The organism is Chryseomicrobium excrementi, assembly GCF_002798305.1.
GTDB lineage: Bacteria > Bacillota > Bacilli > Bacillales_A > Planococcaceae > Chryseomicrobium > Chryseomicrobium excrementi.
On the sequence record NZ_PCGR01000002.1, the window covers coordinates 401,623 to 426,766 of the forward strand.

27 protein-coding genes are annotated in these 25,144 nt (G+C 46.2%); all 27 read left to right on the forward strand.

What is annotated here, in order from left to right; all coding sequences use genetic code 11:
* Positions 1-65 precede the first annotated feature (65 nt).
* Complete coding sequence (locus CQS04_RS06630) at positions 66-923, forward strand: class II fructose-bisphosphate aldolase (protein WP_100353377.1); 858 nt, start codon at positions 66-68, stop codon at positions 921-923.
* A gap of 63 nt (positions 924-986) precedes the next feature.
* Positions 987-1,634, forward strand: coding sequence for a fructose-6-phosphate aldolase (fsa, locus tag CQS04_RS06635; protein WP_100353378.1), 648 nt, complete (start codon positions 987-989; stop codon positions 1,632-1,634).
* A gap of 8 nt (positions 1,635-1,642) precedes the next feature.
* Positions 1,643-2,932, forward strand: coding sequence for a UDP-N-acetylglucosamine 1-carboxyvinyltransferase (locus CQS04_RS06640; RefSeq protein WP_100353379.1), 1,290 nt, complete (start codon positions 1,643-1,645; stop codon positions 2,930-2,932).
* A gap of 47 nt (positions 2,933-2,979) precedes the next feature.
* Positions 2,980-3,942 (forward strand): class II fructose-bisphosphatase, encoded by a 963-nt coding sequence (glpX, locus tag CQS04_RS06645; RefSeq protein WP_100353380.1) that lies wholly within the window; start codon positions 2,980-2,982, stop codon positions 3,940-3,942.
* Between the two features lie 157 nt (positions 3,943-4,099).
* Positions 4,100-5,383, forward strand: a complete 1,284-nt coding sequence (rho, locus tag CQS04_RS06650; RefSeq protein WP_100353381.1) for a transcription termination factor Rho — start codon at positions 4,100-4,102, stop codon at positions 5,381-5,383.
* A 174-nt stretch (positions 5,384-5,557) separates the two neighbouring features.
* The gene (gene rpmE / locus CQS04_RS06655) at positions 5,558-5,773 is read left to right on the forward strand and encodes a 50S ribosomal protein L31 (protein ID WP_100353382.1); all 216 of its coding nucleotides are present in this window, start codon (positions 5,558-5,560) and stop codon (positions 5,771-5,773) included.
* 282 nt (positions 5,774-6,055) lie between these two features.
* Positions 6,056-6,628 carry a thymidine kinase gene (locus CQS04_RS06660; RefSeq protein WP_094943610.1) on the forward strand — a complete coding sequence of 191 codons (573 nt, stop codon included), beginning with the start codon at positions 6,056-6,058 and terminating at the stop codon, positions 6,626-6,628.
* Positions 6,629-7,032: 404 nt separating this feature from the next.
* Positions 7,033-8,112 (forward strand): peptide chain release factor 1, encoded by a 1,080-nt coding sequence (gene prfA / locus CQS04_RS06665; RefSeq protein ID WP_094943612.1) that lies wholly within the window; start codon positions 7,033-7,035, stop codon positions 8,110-8,112.
* The gene (gene prmC / locus CQS04_RS06670) at positions 8,096-8,953 is read left to right on the forward strand and encodes a peptide chain release factor N(5)-glutamine methyltransferase (RefSeq protein ID WP_100353383.1); all 858 of its coding nucleotides are present in this window, start codon (positions 8,096-8,098) and stop codon (positions 8,951-8,953) included. The genes prfA and prmC overlap by 17 nt, the downstream gene beginning before the upstream one ends.
* Positions 8,954-9,002: 49 nt before the next feature.
* Positions 9,003-9,479, forward strand: coding sequence for a stage II sporulation protein R (locus CQS04_RS06675; protein ID WP_165775475.1), 477 nt, complete (start codon positions 9,003-9,005; stop codon positions 9,477-9,479).
* Between the two features lie 6 nt (positions 9,480-9,485).
* Positions 9,486-10,505 carry an L-threonylcarbamoyladenylate synthase gene (locus CQS04_RS06680; protein ID WP_100353385.1) on the forward strand — a complete coding sequence of 340 codons (1,020 nt, stop codon included), beginning with the start codon at positions 9,486-9,488 and terminating at the stop codon, positions 10,503-10,505.
* Positions 10,506-11,001: 496 nt separating this feature from the next.
* A complete protein-coding gene (locus tag CQS04_RS06685) occupies positions 11,002-11,433 on the forward strand; it encodes a low molecular weight protein arginine phosphatase (RefSeq protein ID WP_100353815.1) in 432 nt (143 codons plus the stop codon).
* Positions 11,434-11,476: 43 nt separating this feature from the next.
* On the forward strand, positions 11,477-11,920 hold the full coding sequence (gene rpiB, locus CQS04_RS06690) for a ribose 5-phosphate isomerase B (protein ID WP_100353386.1): 444 nt from the start codon (positions 11,477-11,479) through the stop codon (positions 11,918-11,920).
* 31 nt (positions 11,921-11,951) lie between these two features.
* A complete protein-coding gene (locus CQS04_RS06695; RefSeq protein WP_100353387.1) occupies positions 11,952-12,500 on the forward strand; it encodes a TIGR01440 family protein in 549 nt (182 codons plus the stop codon).
* Positions 12,501-12,512: 12 nt separating this feature from the next.
* A complete protein-coding gene (gene glyA, locus CQS04_RS06700) occupies positions 12,513-13,748 on the forward strand; it encodes a serine hydroxymethyltransferase (protein ID WP_100353388.1) in 1,236 nt (411 codons plus the stop codon).
* Between the two features lie 117 nt (positions 13,749-13,865).
* Positions 13,866-16,055, forward strand: a complete 2,190-nt coding sequence (locus CQS04_RS06705; RefSeq protein ID WP_100353389.1) for a bifunctional diguanylate cyclase/phosphodiesterase — start codon at positions 13,866-13,868, stop codon at positions 16,053-16,055.
* A 59-nt stretch (positions 16,056-16,114) separates the two neighbouring features.
* Positions 16,115-16,744, forward strand: coding sequence for a uracil phosphoribosyltransferase (gene upp / locus CQS04_RS06710; RefSeq protein WP_100353390.1), 630 nt, complete (start codon positions 16,115-16,117; stop codon positions 16,742-16,744).
* A 7-nt stretch (positions 16,745-16,751) separates the two neighbouring features.
* Positions 16,752-16,982, forward strand: coding sequence for a hypothetical protein (locus CQS04_RS13760; protein WP_165775476.1), 231 nt, complete (start codon positions 16,752-16,754; stop codon positions 16,980-16,982).
* Positions 16,983-17,057: 75 nt separating this feature from the next.
* Positions 17,058-18,170, forward strand: coding sequence for a non-hydrolyzing UDP-N-acetylglucosamine 2-epimerase (wecB, locus tag CQS04_RS06715; protein WP_100353391.1), 1,113 nt, complete (start codon positions 17,058-17,060; stop codon positions 18,168-18,170).
* Positions 18,171-18,664: 494 nt separating this feature from the next.
* Positions 18,665-19,057, forward strand: a complete 393-nt coding sequence (locus tag CQS04_RS06725) for an ATP synthase subunit I (RefSeq protein WP_100353393.1) — start codon at positions 18,665-18,667, stop codon at positions 19,055-19,057.
* The gene (atpB, locus tag CQS04_RS06730; RefSeq protein ID WP_174688392.1) at positions 19,041-19,775 is read left to right on the forward strand and encodes a F0F1 ATP synthase subunit A; all 735 of its coding nucleotides are present in this window, start codon (positions 19,041-19,043) and stop codon (positions 19,773-19,775) included. Before CQS04_RS06725 ends, atpB begins: the two co-directional genes overlap by 17 nt.
* Before the next feature lie 63 nt (positions 19,776-19,838).
* A complete protein-coding gene (gene atpE / locus CQS04_RS06735; RefSeq protein ID WP_094943632.1) occupies positions 19,839-20,063 on the forward strand; it encodes a F0F1 ATP synthase subunit C in 225 nt (74 codons plus the stop codon).
* Positions 20,064-20,213: 150 nt separating this feature from the next.
* On the forward strand, positions 20,214-20,735 hold the full coding sequence (gene atpF / locus CQS04_RS06740; protein ID WP_100353395.1) for a F0F1 ATP synthase subunit B: 522 nt from the start codon (positions 20,214-20,216) through the stop codon (positions 20,733-20,735).
* Positions 20,732-21,268 carry a F0F1 ATP synthase subunit delta gene (locus tag CQS04_RS06745; protein ID WP_100353396.1) on the forward strand — a complete coding sequence of 179 codons (537 nt, stop codon included), beginning with the start codon at positions 20,732-20,734 and terminating at the stop codon, positions 21,266-21,268. The genes atpF and CQS04_RS06745 overlap by 4 nt, the downstream gene beginning before the upstream one ends.
* Positions 21,269-21,296: 28 nt before the next feature.
* Positions 21,297-22,805, forward strand: a complete 1,509-nt coding sequence (gene atpA / locus CQS04_RS06750; protein ID WP_100353397.1) for a F0F1 ATP synthase subunit alpha — start codon at positions 21,297-21,299, stop codon at positions 22,803-22,805.
* Positions 22,806-22,841: 36 nt separating this feature from the next.
* Complete coding sequence (gene atpG / locus CQS04_RS06755) at positions 22,842-23,699, forward strand: ATP synthase F1 subunit gamma (protein WP_094943638.1); 858 nt, start codon at positions 22,842-22,844, stop codon at positions 23,697-23,699.
* A 22-nt stretch (positions 23,700-23,721) separates the two neighbouring features.
* Positions 23,722-25,137, forward strand: a complete 1,416-nt coding sequence (atpD, locus tag CQS04_RS06760) for a F0F1 ATP synthase subunit beta (RefSeq protein WP_094943640.1) — start codon at positions 23,722-23,724, stop codon at positions 25,135-25,137.
* Positions 25,138-25,144 lie beyond the last annotated feature (7 nt).

Consider the following 25,144-nt stretch of genomic DNA (forward strand, 5'->3'; position numbering starts at 1 on the left):
ACACTGAAGGATAGATAGCAGGTCACCCTAAATTACAGCTATCACCATTTAGAGGAGGTCCATTCATGGCATTAGAATCAATGAAAGAGATGCTTGAAAAAGGCAAACGTGAGGGCTATGCAGTTGGGCAATTTAACATTAACAACCTTGAATATACACAAGCAATCCTGCAAGCTGCTGAAGAAGAAAAATCACCAGTTATCCTAGGTGTATCTGAAGGTGCAGCACGCTATATGGGCGGCTTTAACACGGTGGTGCATATGGTGAAAGGATTAATGATGGACTTCGGTACAACAGTGCCAGTCGCTATTCACCTAGACCATGGATCAAGCTTTGACAAATGTAAAGAAGCGATTGACGCTGGTTTTACATCAGTTATGATTGATGCGTCTCACCATCCATTTGAAGAAAACGTAGAAACAACAAAACAAGTCGTTGACTATGCACATTCTAAAGGTGTTTCAGTTGAAGCGGAGCTTGGCACAGTTGGCGGTCAAGAAGACGATGTAGTAGCTGACGGTGTCATCTACGCAGATCCTAAAGAGTGTGAAGAGCTTGTGAAGCGCACTAACATCGACTTCCTAGCACCAGCACTTGGTTCTGTACACGGACCATATAAAGGCGAACCAAACCTTGGTTTCGCAGAGATGGAAGAGATCTCTAAACTTGCGGACCTTCCACTAGTACTTCACGGTGGTACTGGAATCCCAACAAAAGACATCAAACGTGCGATTTCATTAGGTACTTCGAAAATCAACGTCAACACTGAAAACCAAATTGCCGGGACTAAAGCGGTTCGCGACTTCTTAAACAAAGACGCAGAACAGTATGACCCACGTAAATACTTGACGCCAATGCGCGATGCGATCCGTGAAACGGTGAAAGCAAAAATGCGTGAATTCGGCAGCTCAGGCCAAGCGTAATAAACTATCTACGGGAGAAGCCTTTAGTGCTTCTCCCATTTCACTAATTGGAGGAACTTTATAATGAAATTTTTTATCGACACAGCAAACTTTGAAGAAATCAAAGAAGCCCACTCTTGGGGCATCATCGACGGCGTTACCACAAACCCGTCTTTAGTAGCAAAAGAAAACATCTCGTTCCACGACCGTCTTCGTGAAATCACAGCGCTAGTTGATGGTTCTGTCTCTGCGGAAGTTATTGCATTAGATGCAGAAGGTATGATCAAAGAAGGCCGCGAACTAGCAGCTATCGCACCAAATATCACGGTAAAACTTCCAATGACTCCGGAAGGCTTAAAAGCATGTTCTGTTTTCCGTGCAGAAGGCATCAAAACGAACGTGACATTGATCTTCAGTGCGAACCAAGCTTTACTAGCAGCTCGTGCAGGTGCTACATATGTATCGCCATTCTTAGGTCGTCTTGACGATATCGGTCACGACGGAATGGAGTTGATTGCGAAGATTGCAGACATTTTCACAATCCATGACATCCATACAGAGATCATCGCAGCGTCGATCCGTCATCCACAACACATCACGGATGCGGCATTAAACGGTGCACACATTTCGACAACACCATTTAAAGTATTGCAACAACTCTTCAATCATCCACTGACTGACAAAGGGATTGAAGCATTCTTAAACGACTGGAACAATCGCCAAGCGAAGTAGGTGCCCCTATGGATGTATATAAAATCAAAGGCGGCAATCGGTTAAAAGGGACCATCAAAGTCAGTGGTGCAAAGAACAGTGCGGTGGCACTTATCCCCGCAACCCTTTTAGCAGATTCACCTGTAACTATTGAAGGTCTCCCAGAAATTGCAGACGTGTATATCTTAAAAGAAATTTTAGAAGAAGTCGGAGCTAAAGTGACATTTGAAAATGGCACGATGACAGTGGATCCGACACACGTCGAAGACATGGCATTACCAAACGGTAACATTAAAAAACTACGTGCTTCGTATTACTTGATGGGCGCTATGCTCGGCAAGTTTGGTCACGCGGCCATCGGTCTCCCAGGAGGCTGTCACTTAGGTCCGCGTCCAATTGATCAGCATATCAAAGGTTTTGAAGCTCTTGGTGCGAAAGTATCGAACGAACACGGAGCCATCTATTTGCGCGCTGAACAGCTCGAAGGGACGAAAGTCTACCTAGATGTCGTCAGCGTTGGTGCAACAATCAACATCATGCTTGCAGCCGTGCGTGCCAAAGGCCGTACGATTATTGAGAATGCAGCAAAAGAACCCGAAATCATTGATGTGGCGACCCTCCTTTCGAACATGGGTGCCAACATTAAAGGTGCGGGTACCAACATCATTCGTATCGAAGGAGTCGATGCGTTGCACGGAACCAACCATACCATCATTCCAGACCGTATTGAAGCCGGTACATTCATGATCATGGCTGCTTTAATCGGAGACGGTGTGCAAATCGATAATGTCATCCCACTTCACTTAGAAGCGCTCATTGCGAAGCTTCAAGAAATGGGCGTTGTCATAGAAGAACGTGAAGATTCACTCTTTATTCCACGTGTCGAGCACTTGAAAAGTGTCGATGTGAAGACACTCGTGTATCCAGGATTCGCAACGGATCTTCAACAGCCGTTCACGGTCCTCATGACACAAGCAGATGGTACATCCGTCATCACGGACACGATTTACTCGGCTCGCTTCAAGCAAATCGACGAGCTTCGTCGTATGAATGGGGACGGTCGTGTAGAAGGTAGCACGGCTATTATCAAAGGTCCGACGCCACTAGAAGCAGCAAGTGTTCGTGCAAGCGACTTGCGTGCAGGGGCCGCCTTAGTTCTGGCGGGTCTCATTGCAGACGGTGAAACAGAAGTTCACGATATCTATCATATCGAACGTGGCTATGGAAAACTGATCAAGAAACTCACAGCCCTCGGCGCGGATATTCGACGTGTGACTCTAGAACCAGTCGAAATTTCCAATGCAGACAACGCGCTGTAATGGTACAATAAGACAGGTTTAGAAATCGCGTGGCAGGAGGAGAAACGATGGAACGAAGTTTATCAATGGAATTAGTACGTGTAACAGAGGCGGCAGCAATTGCATCTGCGCGCTGGATGGGGCGCGGCTTGAAAAACGAGGCGGACGATGCCGCTACGACGGCAATGCGCTCCGTTTTCGATACAATTCCTATGGAAGGTGTCGTCGTCATCGGTGAAGGTGAGATGGATGAAGCACCGATGCTGTATATCGGTGAAAAATTGGGCCTAGGAATCGGCGGTCCCCAAGTAGATGTGGCCGTTGATCCACTAGAAGGAACGAACATCGTCGCGTCAGGTGGCTGGAACGCTTTAGCGGTTCTTGCAATCGCAGACCGTGGTAACCTACTTCATGCACCGGACATGTACATGGACAAACTAGCAGTAGGTCCAGAAGCTGTCGGAATGGTCGATATTGATGCACCTGTCATCGATAACCTGAAGGCCGTTGCTCGTGCCAAAAACAAAGATATCCAAGACGTAGTGGCAACTATTTTGAACCGCCCTCGTCACCAACACATCATTGATGAGATCCGTGCTTCAGGTGCTCGCATCAAGCTAATCAACGATGGAGACGTAGCAGGTGCCATCAATACGGCATTTGACGAAACCGGTGTTGATATCCTCTTCGGAATGGGTGGCGCACCAGAAGGTGTTATCGCTGCTGTAGGTCTAAAGTGTCTGGGTGGAGAAATCCAAGGACGCTTAGTGCCACACGAAGAAGGTGAGCTTGAGCGCTGCATCAAAATGGGCCTCGATGTCAACAAAGTCTTACGTATGGAAGACCTCGTTCGTGGAGATGACGCCATCTTCACTGCAACAGGTGTGACAGACGGAGAATTGATGCGCGGCGTCCAGTTCAAAGCAGGTTACGCAGAGACGCATTCACTTGTTATGCGTGCAAAATCAGGGACGGTCCGCTTCATTGAAGGCCGTCACAGCTTGAAGAAAAAGCCGAATCTTGTTTTATAATTTGTAGACTTCTTATAGGGAAAACGGGCTCTGCCCGTTTTTCGCTAAGAAGGTTTAGACTCCTAGTAGACACACTACCAAGACCTCTTCTCTAACTACCAACTTCCAAAACAAACGCAATCCCAATACTAAAAATAAATAAGAGTGTGGTGCCTAAATGACCCAGCATACAATGAACGAACTGGAAAACATGACATTAAAAGAACTCTATGAGCTCGCAAAAAAATACAAAATCGCGTCCTACAGCAAATTAACGAAAAAAGAACTCATCATCTCCATCTTGAAATCCCGTGCGGAACAAGAAGGCTTCTTCTTCATGGAAGGGGTTCTTGAAATCATCTCGTCTGAAGGCTTTGGCTTCTTGCGTCCGATCAACTACTCGCCGAGTTCAGAAGATATTTACATTTCGGCGTCTCAAATCCGTCGCTTCGATCTTCGAAACGGAGACAAAGTAACAGGAAAAGTACGTCCTCCAAAAGAGAGCGAACGCTACTACGGTCTTCTCCATGTTGAATTAGTGAACGGCGAAGACCCGGAAACTGCAAAAGAACGCGTCCACTTCCCAGCGCTTACGCCACTATACCCGGACCGTCAGTTGAAACTCGAGACGACACCAGAACGTTTATCGACTCGCATCATGGACCTAGTCGCACCAGTCGGTTTCGGACAGCGTGGGTTGATCGTCGCTCCTCCAAAAGCCGGGAAGACTATGCTATTGAAGGAAATTGCGAATGCCATCACGACGAACCATCCAGATGCAGAACTGATTGTCCTGTTAATTGATGAGCGTCCAGAGGAAGTAACGGACATCGAGCGCTCTGTAAAAGCAGACGTGGTCAGCTCGACATTCGACGAAGTTCCTGAGAACCATGTGAAAGTGACAGAGCTAGTATTAGAACGTGCGATGCGTCTTGTAGAACACAAGCGTGATGTCATCATCTTGATGGACTCGATCACACGTCTTGCACGTGCGTATAACTTAGTTATTCCACCAAGTGGCCGTACGTTGTCCGGTGGTATCGATCCCGCTGCGTTCCACCGTCCAAAGCGTTTCTTCGGAGCTGCTCGGAACATCGAAGAGGGAGGTAGCTTGACCATTCTCGCTACTGCTTTAGTCGATACGGGCTCTCGTATGGATGAAGTCATCTATGAAGAGTTCAAAGGAACAGGGAACTTAGAGCTTCACCTGGATCGTCAGCTGGCAGAGCGTCGCATCTTCCCAGCACTCGATATCCGCCGTTCAGGGACTCGAAAAGAAGAGCTTCTTATTCCGAAAGTGCAACTCGACAAATTGTGGGCAATCCGCAAGACGTTCTCAGATTCTCCAGACTTCACAGAACGCTTCATGCGCAAACTGAAACAAACAAAAGACAACGATGCCTTCTTCCAACAATTAGCGGAAGAAATGAAGGCGCACAAGTCGAAAAAAGCATCCTTGTAAGCTGATTTTTTTCAAGCCAACTACTTGAATTCAGGTCCGATACATGGTATTCTATACGTTGTAAGTTTTACTATTTCTGTTACATATGTGGCTGACATACCGGGCCATGTAAGGTATCAGTTTTTCATAACCAACTCTGTTCCAGATGGTTCAGGGCGAGAGGAGAGAAATTAGATGAAATCAGGAATTCATCCAGACTACAAAGAAGCAACAGTAACTTGTTCATGTGGGAACTCATTCAAAACAGGTTCTGTAAAAGAAAACATCAACGTCGAGTTCTGCAACGAGTGTCACCCATTCTACACAGGACGTCAGAAATTCGCAGCAGCGGATGGTCGTGTTGATCGCTTCAACAAAAAATACGGTCTTAAAGAAGAGCAACAAAACTAAGAACCTAAATACCTGTGGGGCACCTGCCTTACAGGTGTTTTTTTTAGATATTTAGATGTGAAGCCGACTGCCCAGAAACTCCGCCAAATGTCAGCGTGACCGGGGAGGCGTTTTGTGCCTCATCGGTTGCGATGATATTTGGTGTGTGTTTCTAGGAGGCGAAACTCGATACCACTTAGATGTGGAGAACGCAGCTCGATTACTCTAGATGCAAAATGCGTTCGCAACTAACCTACAATCTCACCAATTCGATATACGACACTATGTAAAAGGGGTAACTACATGGCACAGCTATTTTTCAAACACGGTGCAATGAACAGCGGGAAATCTATCGAGATCCTCAAAGTTGCACACAATTATGAAGAACAAAACAAACCGGTCATCATCTTCACACCAGCTATCGACACGCGCGACGAAGTCGGAACGGTCGCAAGCCGTATTGGACTCAAACGCCAAGCGATTCCGGTGTATGACGATACCAATCTGTTCGATTATGTCAAAAATCAAAACGAGCGGATCTATTGTGTGTTGATCGACGAAGTGCAATTCATTAGCAAAGAACATGTGCTTCAACTGACGCAAATCGTCGATGAGCTTAACATTCCGGTCATGGGCTTTGGACTGAAGAATGACTTCATGAACGAGCTGTTTGAAGGAAGCCGCTACATGTTAACCTACGCCGATAAAATAGAAGAAATGAAAACCATCTGCTGGTTCTGTCACCGTAAAGCGACGATGAACCTTCGCGTAGATGAAAACAAGAAGCCTGTTCGAACAGGTGCTCAAATTGTCATCGGTGGCAATGACAGCTACTATCCGGTTTGCCGAAAATGTCACGCTAACCCGCCACTTTAGTTTTAGATGTGGAGAACGCCGCTCAAGAAATTTCATAAAAATCAGGCGCACCAATTGAGGCGTTCTTTGCCTCGGTTGGGGTGAATGATTTTTGTGGAGATTTCTGGCGTTCGCAACTCGATTACTTTAGATGTGGAGCCGACTGTCCTTACTAGAAAGTTCTTAACCAACAAAAAGCGCACTCTTTGCGATTGGACACAGTAGGGAAATACTTTAGTTGGGTGATTCTTACATTAAGTGCTCTAACTCTGACATTAAGTTGCTTCACTCTGACATTAGCCGAGCTCACTATGCCACTCCTGCACTTATAGAAACTAATTCGCGAGCTCACAACCAGCAACACCCTAATGACCCAAACCCTTACTAGGAAAACCATAAAACCAAAACACCCAGGAGGTGCCCCTATGTTTGATCGCTTACAAGCCGTTGAAGACCGTTACGACAAGCTGAATGAAATGCTGTCTGATCCAGATATCGTCAACGATACCAACAAACTTCGCCAGTACTCCAAAGAGCAGTCCGACCTGCAAGAGACGGTCGACGCATACCGTGAGTATAAAGCAGCGAAAGAACAACTTGCCGAAGCTAAAGAAATGCTAGAAGACAAGTTGGACGCAGAGATGAAAGAAATGGTCAAAGAAGAAGTCAATGACCTAGAAAAACAAATCGAAGCGTTAGAAGAACGTCTGCACATCTTACTGATTCCGAAAGATCCGAACGATGACAAAAACGTCATCATGGAGATCCGCGGAGCAGCAGGTGGAGACGAGGCTGCACTATTTGCGGGCAGTCTATTCCGTATGTACAGCCGCTATGCAGAGACAAATGGTTGGAAAATCGACGTCATGGACTCGTCACCAACAGGTCTTGGCGGCTACAAAGAAGTCGTCTTCATGATTGCCGGAAATGGCGCTTATTCGAAATTGAAATATGAAAACGGTGCACACCGCGTGCAACGTGTCCCTGAAACAGAGTCTGGTGGACGTATTCATACTTCTACGGCAACAGTCGCGTGTCTTCCTGAAGTAGAAGAAGTCGACGTCGAAATTCATGACAAAGACATTCGATTTGATGCATATGCTTCTTCAGGTGCCGGCGGACAGTCCGTTAACACGACGATGTCAGCAGTTCGTTTGACACACATTCCTACGAATACAGTCGTAACGTGTCAAGATGAGAAGTCTCAAATCAAGAACAAAGAAAAAGCGATGAAAGTACTTCGCGCGCGTGTTGCGGACAAGTACCGTCAAGAAGCGCAAGCGGAGTATGATGCCGTTCGTAAATCAGCTGTTGGGACAGGAGACCGTTCGGAGCGAATCCGTACGTACAACTTCCCGCAGAACCGTGTGACAGACCACCGCATCGGGTTGACAATCCAAAAGCTCGACCAGATCATGGAAGGCAAGCTGGATGAAGTCATCGAAGCGCTAATTATCGAAGATCAAGCTGAAAAGATGGACAAGATGAATGAAAGCACAATTTAAGCACGTACAAGAGGCCCTTTCATGGGCTTCTTCGTATTTACAGGATCATGCGCGAGAACCGATGGCTGCGAGATTTTTTTTGCAAGACCTTCTCGGATGGTCGTCTTCGGACTTGATGATGAAGCAGTTCGACCCGCTTGATGAAGAAGTCATGGACCGCTTTTTCACGGGAGTTGAGAAAATCGCACAAGGAACGCCGTATCAATACGTCAGTGGCTTCGCAGAATTTTACGGCCGTACGTTCCAAGTGACTCCCGATGTACTGATTCCAAGACCGGAGACAGAGGAACTGATTGAACAGATTCTTCGCCGGAAACAAGAGCTATTTGGAGCCAAGCCCGTTCGCATTGTTGATATCGGAACAGGTTCGGGTTGCATCGCCATTACATTGAAATGTGAGCTTCCGGAAGCAGACGTCACAACAGTGGATATCTCGCGGGCTGCGATTCAAGTAGCGAAACAAAACGCATTGAATCTCGAAGCGTATGTGACGTTTTTAGAAGGCGATATGACGGCTCCTATCGAAGGAGAGGCGTGGGACATCTTTGTCTCAAACCCCCCTTATATTGCAGACGTTGAAAAACAACAAATGAATGACGTCGTGCTCGATCACGAGCCACATATTGCATTGTTTGCTGAAGAAGACGGTCTCTATTTCTATAAGAAGATGATAGAGAAGTTGCCAGAGCTTCTTGCTGAACGCGCTCTTGTCGCATTTGAGATTGGCTATTTGCAAGGTCCAGCAGTCAAAAGTTTACTGGAGACAGCGTTACCAAAGGCAACGGTCGAAGTGGTTCAAGACTTAAATGGACGCGACCGAATGGTTATTGCAACTTTATGAATAGAATGCTAGAGAATGGGTCATGCTGATTTCAAAGGGAGGAATCGGGATGACTCATTTTCAAAAACGTTTAAATCAATTGGATGCAGTGGAGCAACTATTGTGGATCGTATTAGCTTTAATGGTGGCACTACTAGTACTAGGTGAGGAGCACGAAGGCGAAGAACGCATTCGAGTGAAGGCGGCCAACAATTCAGAACAGGCGCAGCTTGAAAAAATGCAGTTCACGCAACAACTGCAGGTACAGGAAATTACGCTGAATCAGACAGAAGATGTGTTGTATCCTCCGAAACGAATCGGGTTTTCTGTAGCTCCACAAGGAATGTATCCAAGTAAAGACTGGCAACTTGAAGATGGACGAGGAGATAACTTTTGGTGTATTCTCGTGAAAAATAGCTGTTACAAAGAGCAAGATGTTGAACAGCCCAAATCATTTTTTGTCACGTTGTGGAACAAGTGGTTTTCCACAGATGAGGGCGACACTCATCCACAGGATGGGGATAAATTGACTTTACAAGAAGGATGACGCGAAATGACGAACTGTGTGCATGTGGATAGAGATGGGGATAACACAAAAAGGTATCAACAGATTGTGGATAATTGGCTTCGTGGCGAGGTGGCTGCCTTTCCGACAGAGACGGTTTATGGACTAGGAGCAGATGCGCGAAACGCACAAGCTATTGCGAAAATCTACGAAGCGAAGGGACGCCCTTCAGACAATCCATTAATCGTCCACATCGGACAAATCGAGCAACTGCAAGGGTTCATCGACTATGTGCCTGAGAAAGCAATGCTTGCAATTAAAGCGTTTTGGCCAGGGCCTCTCACGGCGATCTTGCCACTTAAACCAGCAGCGCTTGCAGAAAATGTTTCGGCTGGGTTATCCACAGTCGGAGTTCGCATGCCATCGCACCCTGTAGCAAGAGATCTGTTAACGCTAGCCAATATGCCGATTGCAGCACCGAGCGCAAATCGAAGCGGGAAACCGAGTCCAACAGCTGCTTCGCACGTATTAGAAGATTTAGAGGGACGCATCCCGTATGTACTGGATGGCGGCCCAGCTACAGCAGGACTGGAATCGACAATTGTTGACTTTACGGTAGAACCACCGGCATTACTAAGACCCGGTTCTATCACGGAAGAGATGTTGGTCGCTGTCATAGGAGACCTACAAGGGGCAGGACGCATACGAGAAGAACAAGCGCCGAAAGCACCTGGAATGAAATATACCCACTACGCACCGGAAGCCCCGGTGCTACTCACGTTTCTAGATGACGAAGAAGTGGCTGCTAAGATCGAGCAACTGCGAAGCCAGGGAAAGCGGGTAGCACTCGTCGCAACGGACAGCTACCGCCACCTGCCTCATGATGCATTCGTTTCACTCGGTGCCTCTGATGAAATCGAGGCGGTGAGTAGTCGATTGTTTGCCGCTCTTCGAGAGTGCAACCAACTCCCAATCGACGTCATCGTAGCGGCAGCTTACCCAGCAGAAGGTGTCGGAAAAGCGTTAATGAACCGACTTGAAAAAGCGGCGGGTGGAAATTGGCTTTAATGATAGAATCGGGCCTAACTTTTGTTTAGTGCTGATTTCACATAGATGTGGAAGACGTTCGCAACTCGATTACTTTAAATGTGAAGAGCGCTGCTCTAATGCTAGAATCGTGCCTGACTTTTGTGTAATGCTAATTTCACCTGAGAAACCTGTTTTCCAAGGGGAGAACCTCGGAACTTCTATAATAAGCCAAATAAATCTTTGAGAGGTATGCAGAGAGTGCTCGAATCGAGCCTGACTTGGCACTGCTTCCAGAAGGGCCGCGCCGAATCTTCCCAATCGCTTCACGGGTGAAGCGACACGGATGATATCCGGCATCGACCTAATCCTTCGGGAAACAGCACCAAGATCTACGGCACGCTTCTTCGCAACATTCTTTGCAGGTACTAATATGGGAGAGGGTGAAGGAAAAGATAAGCGTTTCTTTTCCAAGCGCTCTCAGCTAAAAGGCTTCTCAGATAAAGTTCGCAATTCGAATAAGAAAGGAGCAAGCCGAATGAACATCGTATTCGTATGTACAGGCAACACATGTCGCAGTCCTATGGCAGCAGCCATTTGGAAGCAGGTCGAAGGAGTCGAGATCCAATCCGCTGGAGTCTATGCAAGCTTTGGTTCGGAAATGTCGCTTCATGCGCAGCGTGCGCTCGCAGAAAAAGGCATCGATGCCGATCACGTCTCGCAACCCGTTACTAGAGAATTGTTAGAATGGGCCGACTTAGTGCTGACGATGACGACGAGTCACAAACAGGCACTGCTCCAGGCATTCCCGGATCAAGCTACAAAGATCCACACCTACGCAGAGTATGCACAACCGGAGCAACCGTTTGAGATTGCAGACCCGTTCGGGGGCACTTTACAAGACTATCAATTTACTCTTTATCAACTAGAACAACTGAAGGACAATCTACTCAATCGCCTCAACAAATGATATGATAAAGAAGAATACAAGCTATAGAAATGAGGGAATACACGTGAACATAGCCATTTCATCTGACCATGGCGGCAATACCTTACGAAAAGAGATCGGTTCACTTCTTGAAGAACTTGGCCATCAAGTGACAGACTTCGGACCACAGACAAAAGACTCTGTTGACTACCCAGACTACGCAAAACCGGTCTGTGAAGGAGTCGCAGGTGGAGAATTTGAAGCGGGTATCTTGATTTGTGGAACAGGGATCGGCATGTCGATTGCTGCAAACAAATACAAAGGCATTCGTTGTGCGCTAGTGCATGACGTATTCTCAGCAAAAATGACAAAATGCCACAACAACTCGAACATCATCGCAATGGGCGAACGTGTCATCGGAGCGGGCCTTGCTCGTGAAATCGTGACGACATGGCTGGCAAGCGAGTTTGAAGGCGGACGTCATGAAAACCGCGTCAAAAAAATCGCTGATATTGAAGCTTCAAACTAAACAAGACTTCACACTTTGAGGAGGCGTTTTGATGGAACCAACGAAACAGTGGCAAGCCGAATTAGAACAGCTACTTAGTGAACTGGAACAAGTCATCGAAATCAAACCCGCTACACTTTTTGTCGTAGGGTGCTCGACCTCCGAAGTCATAGGGAAGAAAATTGGAACAGCCGGGGCACGAGAAGTGGCAGAGGCCCTTTTTGAGCCCCTCGAAGAATTTGCAAGACGAAAAGGTGTTTATCTTGCATTTCAAGGCTGTGAACATATTAATCGCGCACTCACTATGTGCCGCGAGACCGCTGAAAAATTTCAGCTCGAAGAAGTCTCTGTCATACCAGTCCCAACTGCAGGCGGTTCTATGGCAGCGTACGCTTATGAACAGTTCCATGAACCTGTCGTCGTAGAACGTATCCGCGCTCATGCCGGAATTGACATCGGCCAGACGCTGATAGGGATGCATTTGAAAGAAGTCGCTGTACCTGTTCGAACATCCGTGAAGATGATTGGGGACGCCATCGTCACCACGGCAACCACACGTCCAAAGCTGATCGGTGGCCGACGTGCATTTTATGGAAATTAGGAGGAACGTGTAGTGAAAAACATTCAAGCGCAAGATCAGGCAGTATTTGAAGCAATGGAAAACGAGAAAAAACGTCAGCAGGCAAACATCGAGTTGATTGCCTCAGAAAACTTCGTATCGCAAGCCGTAATGGAAGCTCAAGGGTCCGTTCTGACAAACAAATATGCAGAAGGGTACCCGGCAAAACGCTACTACGGTGGTTGTGAGCACGTGGACGTTGTGGAAAATATCGCACGCGATCGCTTGAAAGAGCTATTCGGTGCAGAGCACGCCAATGTACAGCCTCACTCTGGTTCACAGGCCAACATGGCAGTCTATATGACAGCTCTTGAGCAAGGAGACACAATTTTAGGGATGAACCTGTCTCATGGGGGACATTTAACACACGGTTCTCCTGTTAACTTCAGCGGAATCCAATACAACTTCGTCGAATACGGCGTAGATAAAGAAAATGAACTTATCGATTACGAAGATGTTCGTCAGAAGGCTCTTGAGCACAAGCCGAAGATGATCGTAGCAGGTGCAAGCGCCTATTCTCGTACGATTGATTTCGCGAAATTCCGTGAGATCGCAGACGAAGTCGGTGCCTACTTGATGGTCGACATGGCGCACATCGCAGGACTTGTAGCAGCTGGCTTGCATCCAAACCCAGTGCCACACGCACACTTCGTTACCTCAACTACTCACAAGACCCTTCGTGGTCCACGTGGTGGTCTGATTTTAACAACTGAAGACTGGGCTAAGAAAATCGATAAGACGATCTTCCCTGGAATCCAAGGGGGTCCGTTGATGCACGTCATCGCAGCGAAAGCTGTTGCATTCGGCGAAGCACTACAAGACGATTTCAAGGCGTACCAGCAACAAGTCATTAATAACGCACAAGCTCTTGCAGCAACGCTTACAGAAGAAGGCGTTCGCGTCGTGTCAGGTGGCACGGACAACCACGTGTTCTTGATCGATGTCAAAGGCCTTGGCTTGACTGGAAAAGTGGCAGAGCACGTTCTTGATGAAGTCGGGATCACAGTCAACAAAAACACGATTCCATACGACCAAGAAAGTCCATTCGTCACTTCTGGTATCCGTATCGGAACGCCAGCAGTCACGTCTCGCGGATTCAAAGAAGATGAGATGAAAGAAATCGGGAAAATCATTGCAGATCTTCTGAAGAATCATGAAGACGAAGCAGCACTTGCTTCTGCTAAAGAGCGCGTGAAAGCACTTACGGATAAATATCCTCTTTACGCTTAATTGTATAGGAACTCCGAGCCACTTCTATTTGAAATAGAAGTGGCTTTTTGTCGAAATTTTCCGTAAACTAAGACTAACTATACATAAACTGTTCAGATTCATCAGAGGAGTGCGGGTATGAGCCGACAGATCGAATATAAAATGCGTACCGAGTTGTTGCATTGGATCAAAAAGATTGGTAGCCAGTTTAACACGAGTTATATCGTACGTGACCCTAACCGTCCAGGCAAGCCCATCGTTTATGTAAATGATGCGTTCACCAGGAAGACAGGTTTCAGTTTGCAAGATGTAGTAGGGAAAACTGTGACCATTTTGCACGGGAACCAACAATTCATTGAAAAAGAAGAGTTAATCGATTCGGATCTCAATCAAATTGGCTCAGTGCGACGAGAAGTATTGAACTTCTGTAAAGATGGAACTCCAATTTGGTTTGATATTATCGGGCAAACTTTCAGTGATCCGCAAGGTAATCCGTTATTCGAAGTGGCGTTTCAATCTGACATCACAGTGCAGAAACAACAAGAAGCGATTATCGAGATGCAGGCTGAGATTTATGAAGGAATCGAAAAAGGGTATGCTATCAGTTCGCTCCTTCAAGAAATCTGCTACAAAGTGGAGCAATTTTTTCGCGAAGGTACCATGTGCAGCATTATGCATGTCAAAAACGGCCGTATATTTTCGCTTGCCTCAAAATCACTCCCGCGAGAGTATACTAAACGGATTGAAGGTCTCGCCATTGGACCGAATGTCGGCTCTTGTGGAGCAGCGGCTTACCACCAACAAGTGATCATTACAGAAGATGTGGAGACCTCTTCGAATTGGATTCCTTATACTGGTGAAGGGCCCAACCCATTTGGTTTTAAAGCTTGTTGGAGTTTTCCGATTGTCAACCATCAGCGCGAGTCGATTGCCACGTTTGGTGTCTATTTCAAAGAACACACAAGCCCGACGAAGCTGGAAATGTCATTTATTCAGAAAATTGTACCGTTAGTCTTACTTGCATTTCGCAATGCAGCAGACCAGGAGAAGATTTTGCATCTAGCTTATCAAGATCAAGAGACCGGACTGTCGAATATGAACTATTTTTTGACGGAAGTCAAAGAATTGGATGAAGATGCGGAAAATGGCTTTGTGGCTGTGGTCTCGCCGTTCAATTATTCGGATATTGTGGATATGTTCGGTAGGGAGATCGCTTCTCTCGTACTGAAAGAACTGGGACGTCGTTTAGATGAAATTTTGGATGACTATACGTATGTCATGAGTCGCTTTACAAGCACGACGCTGATTCTCGCTGGGAATACGAAACGGGATGATTTTCGGGATATACTCGAGATTCTCCTGCGAGCAGGTCATTCTCAAATCAAGATTGATCAAATGGAGATCTTCATCCCTCTTCAGATTGGAGTCGTTCCCTATGAAAGGGGAGACGAAATCCATCAACTGATTCGTCGTGCAGACCTAGCCCTCTCGGAAGCACGAAAGCGTAACGGGGAGCAGGTATGCTATTACTCTCCTGAAATGGACGAATCGATCAAGAGCAATATGGAGCTCCAAAGTGCCATTGAAATCGGCTTGCGAGAAGAAGAGTTCGACGTCTATTTGCAACCAAAAGTGGATATGGAAAGTGGCCGCATCATCAGCTTTGAAGCGCTGGCACGTTGGAATTCAAGCAAGCTTGGCTGGGTCTCGCCTGTCGATTTCATTGATGCTACGGAAAAGGTTGGAAAAATTGATCTTTTAGAGACCATCATATTGAACAAAGTGCTGAGTTGGCAGGCTAGTTATGTGCGTGCTGGACGTACGCCATACCAAGTAGCGGTCAATATTTCGCCGAATCATTTTTATAAAGCCCGATTTGTCGAAACCATTTTGAATCTATTGGATGAGTATAATTTACCACCCGAATCAATCATGATCGAACTGACGGAAAGTATCAGTTTAGAAGACATGGATAAAGCTAAAGAGATTTTACAGCGACTCGCAGATGCCAACATCATGTGCTCCATCGATGACTTCGGGATTGGCTATTCGTCGCTTAGCTACCTACATGAACTACCAATTTCAGAAATCAAACTGGACCGCAGTTTTATTTCGCAGATTCACAAAAGTGGGACGCGAGCTGTCGTCCAAACGATTATCGACTTAGCGGATAAGCTCGATATTCGAGCCGTTGCAGAAGGTATTGAGACCTATGAACAGATGATTTTACTACGAGGAATGAGCTGTTCTGTCGGTCAAGGGTACTACTTTAACCGACCGCTTCCCCTTAAAGAAATAGACGAAATAATCAAAACAGAGGAGACCTAGAAAGTCTTCTCTTTTTTTTGCTATAATAGGTCAGAATGAAACGAAGAGGAGTGAAGAGGATGTCAAAAGTATTCGTATTTGATCACCCATTGATTCAACATAAATTAACGTATATCCGTAGCGTCGAGACGGGAACTAAAGAATTTCGTGAGCTAGTCGATGAGGTGGCTACGCTAATGGCGTTTGAAATCACACGCGACATGCCCCTAGTAGAAACAGAAGTAGAAACTCCAGTAACGGTTACAAAATCTAAAGTGCTAGCGGGTAAAAAGATGGGTATCGTGCCAATCCTGCGCGCAGGAATCGGAATGGTAGACGGAATCTTGAAGTTGATTCCAGCTGCAAAAGTTGGCCATATCGGTCTTTACCGTGACCCGCAAACACTGCAGCCAGTTGAGTATTACGTGAAATTGCCAGCAGACGTCGAAGAGCGTGACTTCATCGTAGTCGATCCGATGCTAGCAACGGGTGGTTCTGCAATCGAAGCCATCAACTCTTTGAAAAAGCGTGGAGCCACAAGCATCAAATTTATGTGTTTGATTGCCGCTCCAGAAGGGGTAGAGCTTCTTCAACAAGCGCACCCAGATGTAGACGTCTACATTGCGGCGCTTGACGAGAAGTTGAACGACCATGGCTACATCGTGCCAGGCCTTGGCGATGCTGGGGACCGTTTGTTTGGGACGAAGTAAGTTTTAGATGTGGAGAACGCCATTCGTCGGTAAAGTGAGCGGTCGTTCTTCTGCATCAAGTGATGTTTGTTCTACAAGAAGCTCGATTTGTTATGCATCCAAGTGGATTTCTTCTGCATTCAAGCAAATTAGTGAACGTCAAACGAGATTTCATCTTCATCAAGCTCGTTTTGTTGTGCATGACAAAGGATTTTATCTGCATGGCAACTTCTCAAAGTTCCCTGCGTCATTAAAGTAGGAAACCAGCATCAACAACCCAATACAACACAAGAGACCTGGTCAAACAGGTCTCTTTCTTAAAAAGGAGAAACACATGAAAAAGTGGAAAGTTATGACTATCTTCGGTACACGTCCGGAAGCCATCAAGATGGCCCCGCTCGTACTGGAGCTTGAAAAACAAGAGGATATGGAATCCATCGTCGCGGTCTCTGCTCAGCACCGTCAGATGCTCGATCAGGTGTTGACGACGTTCGGTATCACGCCGGACTATGACCTCAACGTCATGAAGGACCGCCAGACATTGTTCGATATCACAACAAACGTCTTGCACGGATTGAACGACGTCATGCAAGACGCAAAGCCAGACATCGTGCTTGTGCACGGGGACACATCGACGACATTCGTTGGAAGCCTCGCTGCGTTCTATAACCAGATCGCAATCGGTCACGTCGAAGCGGGTCTTCGTACTGGTAACAAATATTCGCCGTATCCAGAAGAGATGAACCGTCAACTGACGGGCGTCCTTGCTGACATCCATTTCGCACCGACTGAAAAATCGGCAGCGAACTTGCGCGCAGAGAACAAGCCAGAAGAGTGGATCGTCATTACAGGGAACACGGCAATTGATGCCTTGAAGACGACAGTACGGGATGAGTACACGCATCCAATCCTTGATACGATTGGCGACGACCGCATGATCTTGCTGACAGCACACCGTCGCGAGAACCTAGGCGAGCCGATGCGCAACTTCTTCCGCGCTATCAATCGTCTGCTTGAGGCACACGCTGACGTCCAAGTCGTCTATCCAGTCCACATGAACCCAGTGGTCCGTGAGATTGCAAACGAGGTCCTTGGCAACAACCCACGTGTGCACTTGATCGAACCTCTCGAAGTGATCGATTTCCATAACCTTGCAGCTCGATCGCACATCATTCTGACCGATTCAGGTGGCGTGCAAGAAGAGGCACCTTCGCTTGGGAAGCCGGTCATCGTACTTCGTGACACGACAGAGCGTCCTGAAGGGATCGATGCAGGAACGTTGAAGCTCGCAGGGCTTGATGAAGACCGCATCTTCGAACTGACGAACGAACTGCTCACAGACCCTGCTGCCTACGAGGCGATGTCACAAGCGTCAAATCCATATGGTGACGGAACAGCTTCGGCACAAATCGTAGAGGCACTGCGCCGCTTCCTTAATAAAGACTAGATGTGGAGAACACCACCGATCACAACTCAATAATAATAGTAGAAACTCCAGCAAAGCTAAGCTTGCTGGAGTTTTTTGTGGTTTTGGCCATCGTGTTGAAGTCCGAGGAAAGAGCGATGAAGTCCGAGGAAAACACATTGAAGTCCGCGGAAAGAGTCGTGAAGTCCGCGGAAAACAAAATGAAGTCCGGAAAAAGATTCTCAAAATCCGCGGAAAGAACCCCCCAAAACCTCTCTTTTCCCCAACCCCAAAACATAACAAAAAAATTATGTCCGTAATTTGTCGAACCCCTTCGTCTTGTGATGTTTTTCACAGGATGCAATTGACATGAAATAGGCGCTATTGTATGCTTACAAAGGATAATCATGATAGGGGTTTCATAATGAAATTCGACTGTCTATTCCACTTTCTGCAAGCTAGCGTCTTCATTTGAGAAGCACCCCAGAACCAGCGAAAATTCGCTTCCATTCGAATCTAAATTCAGGAGAATTCCAATGCTCAATTTGTTTCATATCTACAAGCGGCAGAAAAAGTACATACTCTTTTTGCTCGCAGCCTGTGTCCTCGGAGCAGCGTTCACGCCGCAACCGACCATTTTTGCGGGCATCGGACTCGGAGCAGTGTTTGGACTCTACAATTTCTGGATTTTGCAGCGTCGGATGCTGAAGTTTGACCGTGCTTTTGATCAAGGAAAAAAGCGCGTCAGTCTCGGTACTGGATTACGCTTTGCTTCAGGAATTGCGGCAGTGGCGATTGCCCTATCGCTACCTGAATATTTCCATTTGATCAGTACGGTAATTGGCTTAATGATACCGTATGTTCTACTGGTCATAGAACAGCTAGTATTTGCGATACGCAAACAAAATGAAGATGCGAAAGAGAGGTGAACTACTAGTGGAACATTTAAGTCCTGAATATCACTTGTTCGGTCTGACTGGAAACACATCAACCTTGATGATGCTTGCCATCACGACATTGATTGTTTTCTTGATTGCGTATTTCTCGACACGTAATTTAAAACTCAAACCAACAGGTATGCAAAACTTTATGGAGTGGATTATGGACTTCGTAAAAGGCATCATCAAGAGCAACATGGACTGGAAAACAGGAGGAAGCTTCCACATTCTTGGAATTACGCTTCTACTCTTTATTTTCGTAGCCAACGTACTCGGGTTGCCATTTGCAATCATCTACAACGACTACTTATGGTGGAAATCACCAACAGCTGACCCAACTGTAACAATGACACTGGCTGCGATGATTATCATAATGACAAACTATTATGGAATCAAAGCGAAAGGGTTCAAAGGGTACATCAGTGATTTTGCAAAGCCGCTTCCATTCTTAGCGCCGCTGAAAGTCATTGAAGAATTCGCAAATACGTTGACACTCGGTCTTCGTCTTTACGGAAACATCTATGCAGGTGAGGTACTCCTTGCATTGATCGCAGGTTTAGCAACATCAAGCATGTTCGGATTCGTGGGAGCCATCATCCCAGCACTTGCATGGCAAGGGTTCTCGATCTTCATCGGGGGTATCCAATCGTTCATTTTCGTTATGTTAACGATGGTGTATATGGCACACAAAGTGTCGGATGACCATTAATATAAACTGAAGGGGACTTCAGTATAAAAAACTAAAACCAACATATTAGGAGGAAAATACACAATGGTAGGTTCAGTAGGTTTATTAGCAGCAGCTATCGCAATCGGTTTAGGAGCACTTGGTGCAGGTATCGGTAACGGTCTTATCGTTTCAAAAACAGTTGAAGGGATCGCTCGCCAGCCAGAAGCTCGTGGCGCACTTCAAACAGTTATGTTCATCGGGGTTGCATTAGTTGAGGCCCTTCCAATCATCGCAGCAGTTATCGCGTTCATCGTTTTAAACCGATAATCGATAATCGTTCATTTGACTTTAACGCAAATGGCGGAGTGCATCCGCCATTTCCTTTATGAAACACAACCACAGAAAACAACAAAGTTTTTGTTTACTCGATAGAAGCAAGAAAACGACGGAATAGCGTTTGAAAGGAGTGAAACAATCGTGTCTTTTGATTACCTTGCACTTGGGGCTGGTGGCTCTGGGTTTAACACACTGGATATCTTCGCGACATTATTCTTCTTCATCGTATTGATGGTATTACTGAAGAAATTCGCATGGGGTCCACTTATGGGTATCATGAACGAACGTGAGCAGTTAGTAGCGAGCGAGATCGAAGCAGCTGAAAACAGCCGTTTAGAATCTCAGAAACTACTTGACGAGCAGCGTGAATTATTGAAACAAGCACGCACGGAAGCATTGGCAATCGTGGAAAACGCGAAGAAGCAAGGCGATGTTTCTCGTGAAGAGATTATGACGACTGCACGTGAAGAAGCAACTCGCTTGAAAGAGTCTGCTGTCCGTGAAATCGAAACTGAAAAAGCACGCGCGATTGCTGCAGTACGTGAGGAAGTTGTTTCCTTGTCAGTACTTGCTGCATCTAAGGTGCTTGAGAAAGAAGTTACGGAAGAAGATAATCGTGCATTGATCGAGGCTACGATTGCGAAGGCAGGCGAAGCGAAGTGAGCAAATCTGCAGTAGCAAAGCGTTACGCCATCGCTTTATTCGAACTAGCACGAGAAAACGATACATTGACGACAACGCGCGATGACCTAACGGAAATCAAAGCAGCTTGGAAACAAGATGCAGACGTTCAAGCCTTGTTCGCTTCTCCTAAACTTTCTCTTGATAAAAAGAAAGAATTGATTCGTACAGTATTCGGTTCTGCAAGCCCAGCTGTCGTGAACACGATCCAGCTACTTGTAGAAAAGAAACGTCTACACGAATTACCTGCCATTGTGGATGAGTTCAGTGCTTTGTCTAACAACGCACAAGGAATTGCAGAAGCAACGGTTTACTCAACACGCGCATTGACAGACGAAGAGCGTGCACACATCTCTTCTGCATTCGCACAAGAAGTGGGCAAAGGCTCTCTTAACATTCACAACGTAGTAGATCCATCTCTAATCGGTGGACTACGCATTCAAATCGGAAACCGCATTTACGACAACACATTGCGTTCTAAACTTGATCGCTTGAAACGTAACTTGATCGGTTAATACTACAGAAATATGAGAGGTGACATACATGAGCATCAAAGCTGAAGAAATCAGTGTCTTGATTAAGCAGCAGATTCAAAACTACGAATCTGAAATGAAAGTAAGCGATGTGGGTACAGTTATCCAAGTCGGTGACGGTATCGCTCGTGCTCATGGTCTCGACAACGTCATGGCTGGAGAGCTTCTTGAGTTCTCAACAGGTGTACTTGGTATGGCGCAAAACCTTGAGGAAAACAACGTAGGTATCGTTATCCTTGGACCATACACAGACATCAAAGAAGGCGATGAAGTACGTCGTACAGGCCGTATTATGGAAGTACCAGTAGGAGACGCTCTAATTGGACGCGTTGTAAACCCACTTGGTATGCCACTTGATGGGCAAGGTCCTATCGAAACAACAAAAACTCGTCCGATCGAAAGCCCAGCACAAGGTGTTATGGCTCGTAAATCGGTTCACGAACCACTACAAACAGGAATCAAAGCAATCGATGCTCTAGTGCCAATCGGCCGTGGACAGCGTGAGCTTATCATCGGTGACCGTCAGACTGGTAAAACATCTGTAGCAATCGATACGATTCTTAACCAAGCTGACCAAAACATGATCTGTATCTATGTGGCTATTGGACAAAAAGAGTCTACTGTACGTAACGTAGTAGAAACTTTACGTAAAAAAGGCGCATTAGACTACACAATCGTTGTTACAGCTTCTGCATCTCAACCATCTCCATTATTATTCCTAGCTCCATATGCGGGTGTAACAATGGCGGAAGAATTCATGTTCCAAGGCAAGCACGTTCTTGTTGTGTACGATGATCTTTCTAAACAAGCTGCGGCATACCGTGAGCTTTCACTTCTATTAAAACGTCCTCCAGGTCGTGAAGCCTATCCAGGGGATGTATTCTACTTGCACAGCCGTCTTCTTGAGCGCGCTGCGAAGTTGAATGAAACTCTAGGTGCAGGTTCAATCACTGCATTACCGTTCGTTGAAACACAAGCAGGGGATATCTCAGCTTACATTCCAACAAACGTAATCTCAATCACAGATGGTCAGATCTTCTTACAATCGGATCTATTCTTCTCTGGCGTACGTCCAGCAATCAACGCGGGTCTTTCTGTATCACGTGTTGGTGGATCTGCACAGATTAAAGCAATGAAAAAGGTAGCAGGTACACTTCGTCTTGACTTAGCGGCTTTCCGTGAACTTGAAGCATTCGCTCAGTTCGGTTCTGACCTAGATGCTTCTACACAAGCGAAACTAAACCGTGGTCAACGTACGGTTGAAGTATTGAAGCAAGACTTGAACTCTCCACTTAAAGTAGAGAAGCAAGTTGTGATTCTTTACGCTCTAACACGTGGACTTCTTGACGATGTAGCATTAACGGATGTTCGTCGTTTCGAAAGCGAACTTCTTAGCTGGTTAGATTCAAACCACACAAACGTTTTAGATCACATTCGCACTACTAAAGACCTTCCTGCAGACGAAGATCTAGTGAACGCAATCAACGAGTTCAAAAAGACATTTGCAGCAAGCGTTTAAGTTCGAATAAAAAAACGATAAGGTGGTGAAATACCAGTGGCATCATTACGCGATGTAAAAAATCGAATTACGTCAACAAAGAAAACAAGTCAGATCACACGAGCTATGCAAATGGTTTCGGCTTCGAAATTGAACCGTGCAGAAATGAACGCGAAAGCGTACGTTCCGTACATGGGGAAAATTCAAGAGGTCGTAGCGGCTATCGCATCCGGTTCAGCTGACGCTTCTCACCCAATGCTAACGTCTCGTCCTGTTCAAAAAACTGCTTACCTAGTCATCACATCTGACCGTGGATTAGCAGGTGCTTACAATGCGAACGTTCTACGTGCGGTAACTACTGCAATCAACACTCGTCATGCTTCAGCAGATGAGTACGTCATCTTTGCAATCGGACGTATGGGTCGTGATTTCTTTGCAAAACGCGGAGCGAACGTGATTGAGTCGGAAGTTGGACTTCCTGACCAACCGTCCTTCTCAGACATTAAAGAGATTGCACGCAAAGCTGTTGGTATGTTCACAGACGGTACGTATGATGAACTTTATATGTACTACAACCACTTTGTCAGTGCCATTTCTCAAGAAGTAACTGAGAAAAAGGTACTGCCATTAACGGATATCACACCGGAAGCAGGAACGGCATCGTATGAATTCGAGCCGTCTCCTGAAGCCATCTTAGAAGTATTGCTTCCGCAGTACGCTGAGAGCTTGATTTTCGGTGCGTTACTCGACGGAAAAGCAAGTGAACATGCTGCACGTATGACAGCGATGAAGAGTGCAACAGACAATGCATCCGATTTAATCAATAGTTTGACATTAGTATATAACCGTGCGCGTCAAGCTGCGATCACTCAAGAAATTACGGAGATCGTCGGCGGAGCGGCAGCATTAGAATAGAGTAAGACAGGAGGGAACAGTAGTGAACAAAGGACATGTTCTACAGGTAATGGGACCGGTTGTTGACGTAAAGTTCAGCAACGGCCAACTACCAGAAATCTACAATGCATTAACTGTAGCGATCGAACGTCCGAATGAAGCGCCTACTACTCTAACTTTAGAAGTAGCGTTACATTTAGGTGACGATTCAGTTCGTACAATCGCAATGGCTTCTACCGATGGTTTGAAGCGTGGCGAGGAAGTAACAGACTTGGGTGCAGCTATCTCTGTTCCAGTTGGAAACGCAACTCTAGGTCGCGTATTCAACGTATTAGGAGAAGTAATTGACTTAGGTGAAGAAATCCCGACTTCAGAACGTCGTGACCCGATCCACCGTCTAGCACCAACTTTCGAAAACCTTTCAACTGAAGTTGAAATCCTTGAAACGGGTATCAAAGTAGTTGACCTTTTAGCTCCTTACATCAAAGGTGGTAAAATCGGTCTCTTCGGTGGTGCCGGTGTAGGTAAAACGGTTCTTATCCAAGAACTTATCAACAACATCGCTCAAGAGCACGCGGGTATCTCTGTATTCGCAGGTGTTGGTGAGCGTACGCGTGAAGGAAACGACTTATTCCACGAGATGAGCGATTCTGGCGTAATCAAACAAACAGCAATGGTATTCGGTCAAATGAACGAGCCACCTGGAGCACGTATGCGCGTAGCTCTATCTGGTTTGACAATGGCTGAGTATTTCCGTGATGAGCAGGGTGCAGACGTACTTCTATTCATCGATAACATCTTCCGTTTCACACAAGCAGGTTCTGAGGTATCGGCACTTCTAGGTCGTATGCCATCTGCCGTTGGTTACCAGCCAACACTTGCTACTGAGATGGGTCAATTGCAAGAGCGTATCACGTCTACGTCTACAGGTTCTGTAACATCGATCCAAGCGATCTATGTACCAGCCGATGACTACACGGATCCAGCTCCAGCAACAACGTTCGCTCACTTAGATGCAACAACAAACTTAGAGCGTAAACTTTCTGAAATGGGTATCTACCCTGCGGTAGATCCACTTGCGTCTACATCACGCGCACTTTCTCCTGAAATCGTTGGGGAAGAGCACTACTCTGTAGCTCGTCAAGTTCAGTCTACGTTACAGCGTTACCGTGAGTTACAAGATATCATCGCCATCTTAGGTATGGACGAGTTATCTGATGACGATAAATTAACGGTTAACCGTGCTCGTCGTATCCAGTTCTACCTGTCTCAGAACTTCCACGTAGCGGAGCAGTTCACAGGGCAACAAGGATCGTACGTACCGGTTAAAGAAACTGTTCAAGGGTTCAAACAAATCCTTGAAGGGAAATACGACCACCTTCCTGAAGATGCATTCCGTCTAGTTGGACGCATTGAAGAAGTAGTGGAAAAAGCAAAAGCTATGGGTGTAGAAGCCTAATACGAGG

Bases quoted from the DNA above. Each gene is read 5' to 3' on its own strand.
- CQS04_RS06630 (WP_100353377.1), top strand. From the start codon at position 66: ATGGCATTAGAATCAATGAAAGAGATGCTTGAAAAAGGCAAACGTGAG.
- fsa (WP_100353378.1), top strand. From the start codon at position 987: ATGAAATTTTTTATCGACACAGCAAACTTTGAAGAAATCAAAGAAGCC.
- CQS04_RS06640 (WP_100353379.1), top strand. From the start codon at position 1,643: ATGGATGTATATAAAATCAAAGGCGGCAATCGGTTAAAAGGGACCATC.
- glpX (WP_100353380.1), top strand. From the start codon at position 2,980: ATGGAACGAAGTTTATCAATGGAATTAGTACGTGTAACAGAGGCGGCA.
- rho (WP_100353381.1), top strand. From the start codon at position 4,100: ATGACCCAGCATACAATGAACGAACTGGAAAACATGACATTAAAAGAA.
- rpmE (WP_100353382.1), top strand. From the start codon at position 5,558: ATGAAATCAGGAATTCATCCAGACTACAAAGAAGCAACAGTAACTTGT.
- CQS04_RS06660 (WP_094943610.1), top strand. From the start codon at position 6,056: ATGGCACAGCTATTTTTCAAACACGGTGCAATGAACAGCGGGAAATCT.
- prfA (WP_094943612.1), top strand. From the start codon at position 7,033: ATGTTTGATCGCTTACAAGCCGTTGAAGACCGTTACGACAAGCTGAAT.
- prmC (WP_100353383.1), top strand. From the start codon at position 8,096: ATGAAAGCACAATTTAAGCACGTACAAGAGGCCCTTTCATGGGCTTCT.
- CQS04_RS06675 (WP_165775475.1), top strand. From the start codon at position 9,003: ATGACTCATTTTCAAAAACGTTTAAATCAATTGGATGCAGTGGAGCAA.
- CQS04_RS06680 (WP_100353385.1), top strand. From the start codon at position 9,486: ATGACGAACTGTGTGCATGTGGATAGAGATGGGGATAACACAAAAAGG.
- CQS04_RS06685 (WP_100353815.1), top strand. From the start codon at position 11,002: ATGAACATCGTATTCGTATGTACAGGCAACACATGTCGCAGTCCTATG.
- CQS04_RS06695 (WP_100353387.1), top strand. From the start codon at position 11,952: ATGGAACCAACGAAACAGTGGCAAGCCGAATTAGAACAGCTACTTAGT.
- CQS04_RS06705 (WP_100353389.1), top strand. From the start codon at position 13,866: ATGAGCCGACAGATCGAATATAAAATGCGTACCGAGTTGTTGCATTGG.
- upp (WP_100353390.1), top strand. From the start codon at position 16,115: ATGTCAAAAGTATTCGTATTTGATCACCCATTGATTCAACATAAATTA.
- CQS04_RS13760 (WP_165775476.1), top strand. From the start codon at position 16,752: ATGTGGAGAACGCCATTCGTCGGTAAAGTGAGCGGTCGTTCTTCTGCA.
- wecB (WP_100353391.1), top strand. From the start codon at position 17,058: ATGAAAAAGTGGAAAGTTATGACTATCTTCGGTACACGTCCGGAAGCC.
- CQS04_RS06725 (WP_100353393.1), top strand. From the start codon at position 18,665: ATGCTCAATTTGTTTCATATCTACAAGCGGCAGAAAAAGTACATACTC.
- atpB (WP_174688392.1), top strand. From the start codon at position 19,041: ATGCGAAAGAGAGGTGAACTACTAGTGGAACATTTAAGTCCTGAATAT.
- atpE (WP_094943632.1), top strand. From the start codon at position 19,839: ATGGTAGGTTCAGTAGGTTTATTAGCAGCAGCTATCGCAATCGGTTTA.
- atpA (WP_100353397.1), top strand. From the start codon at position 21,297: ATGAGCATCAAAGCTGAAGAAATCAGTGTCTTGATTAAGCAGCAGATT.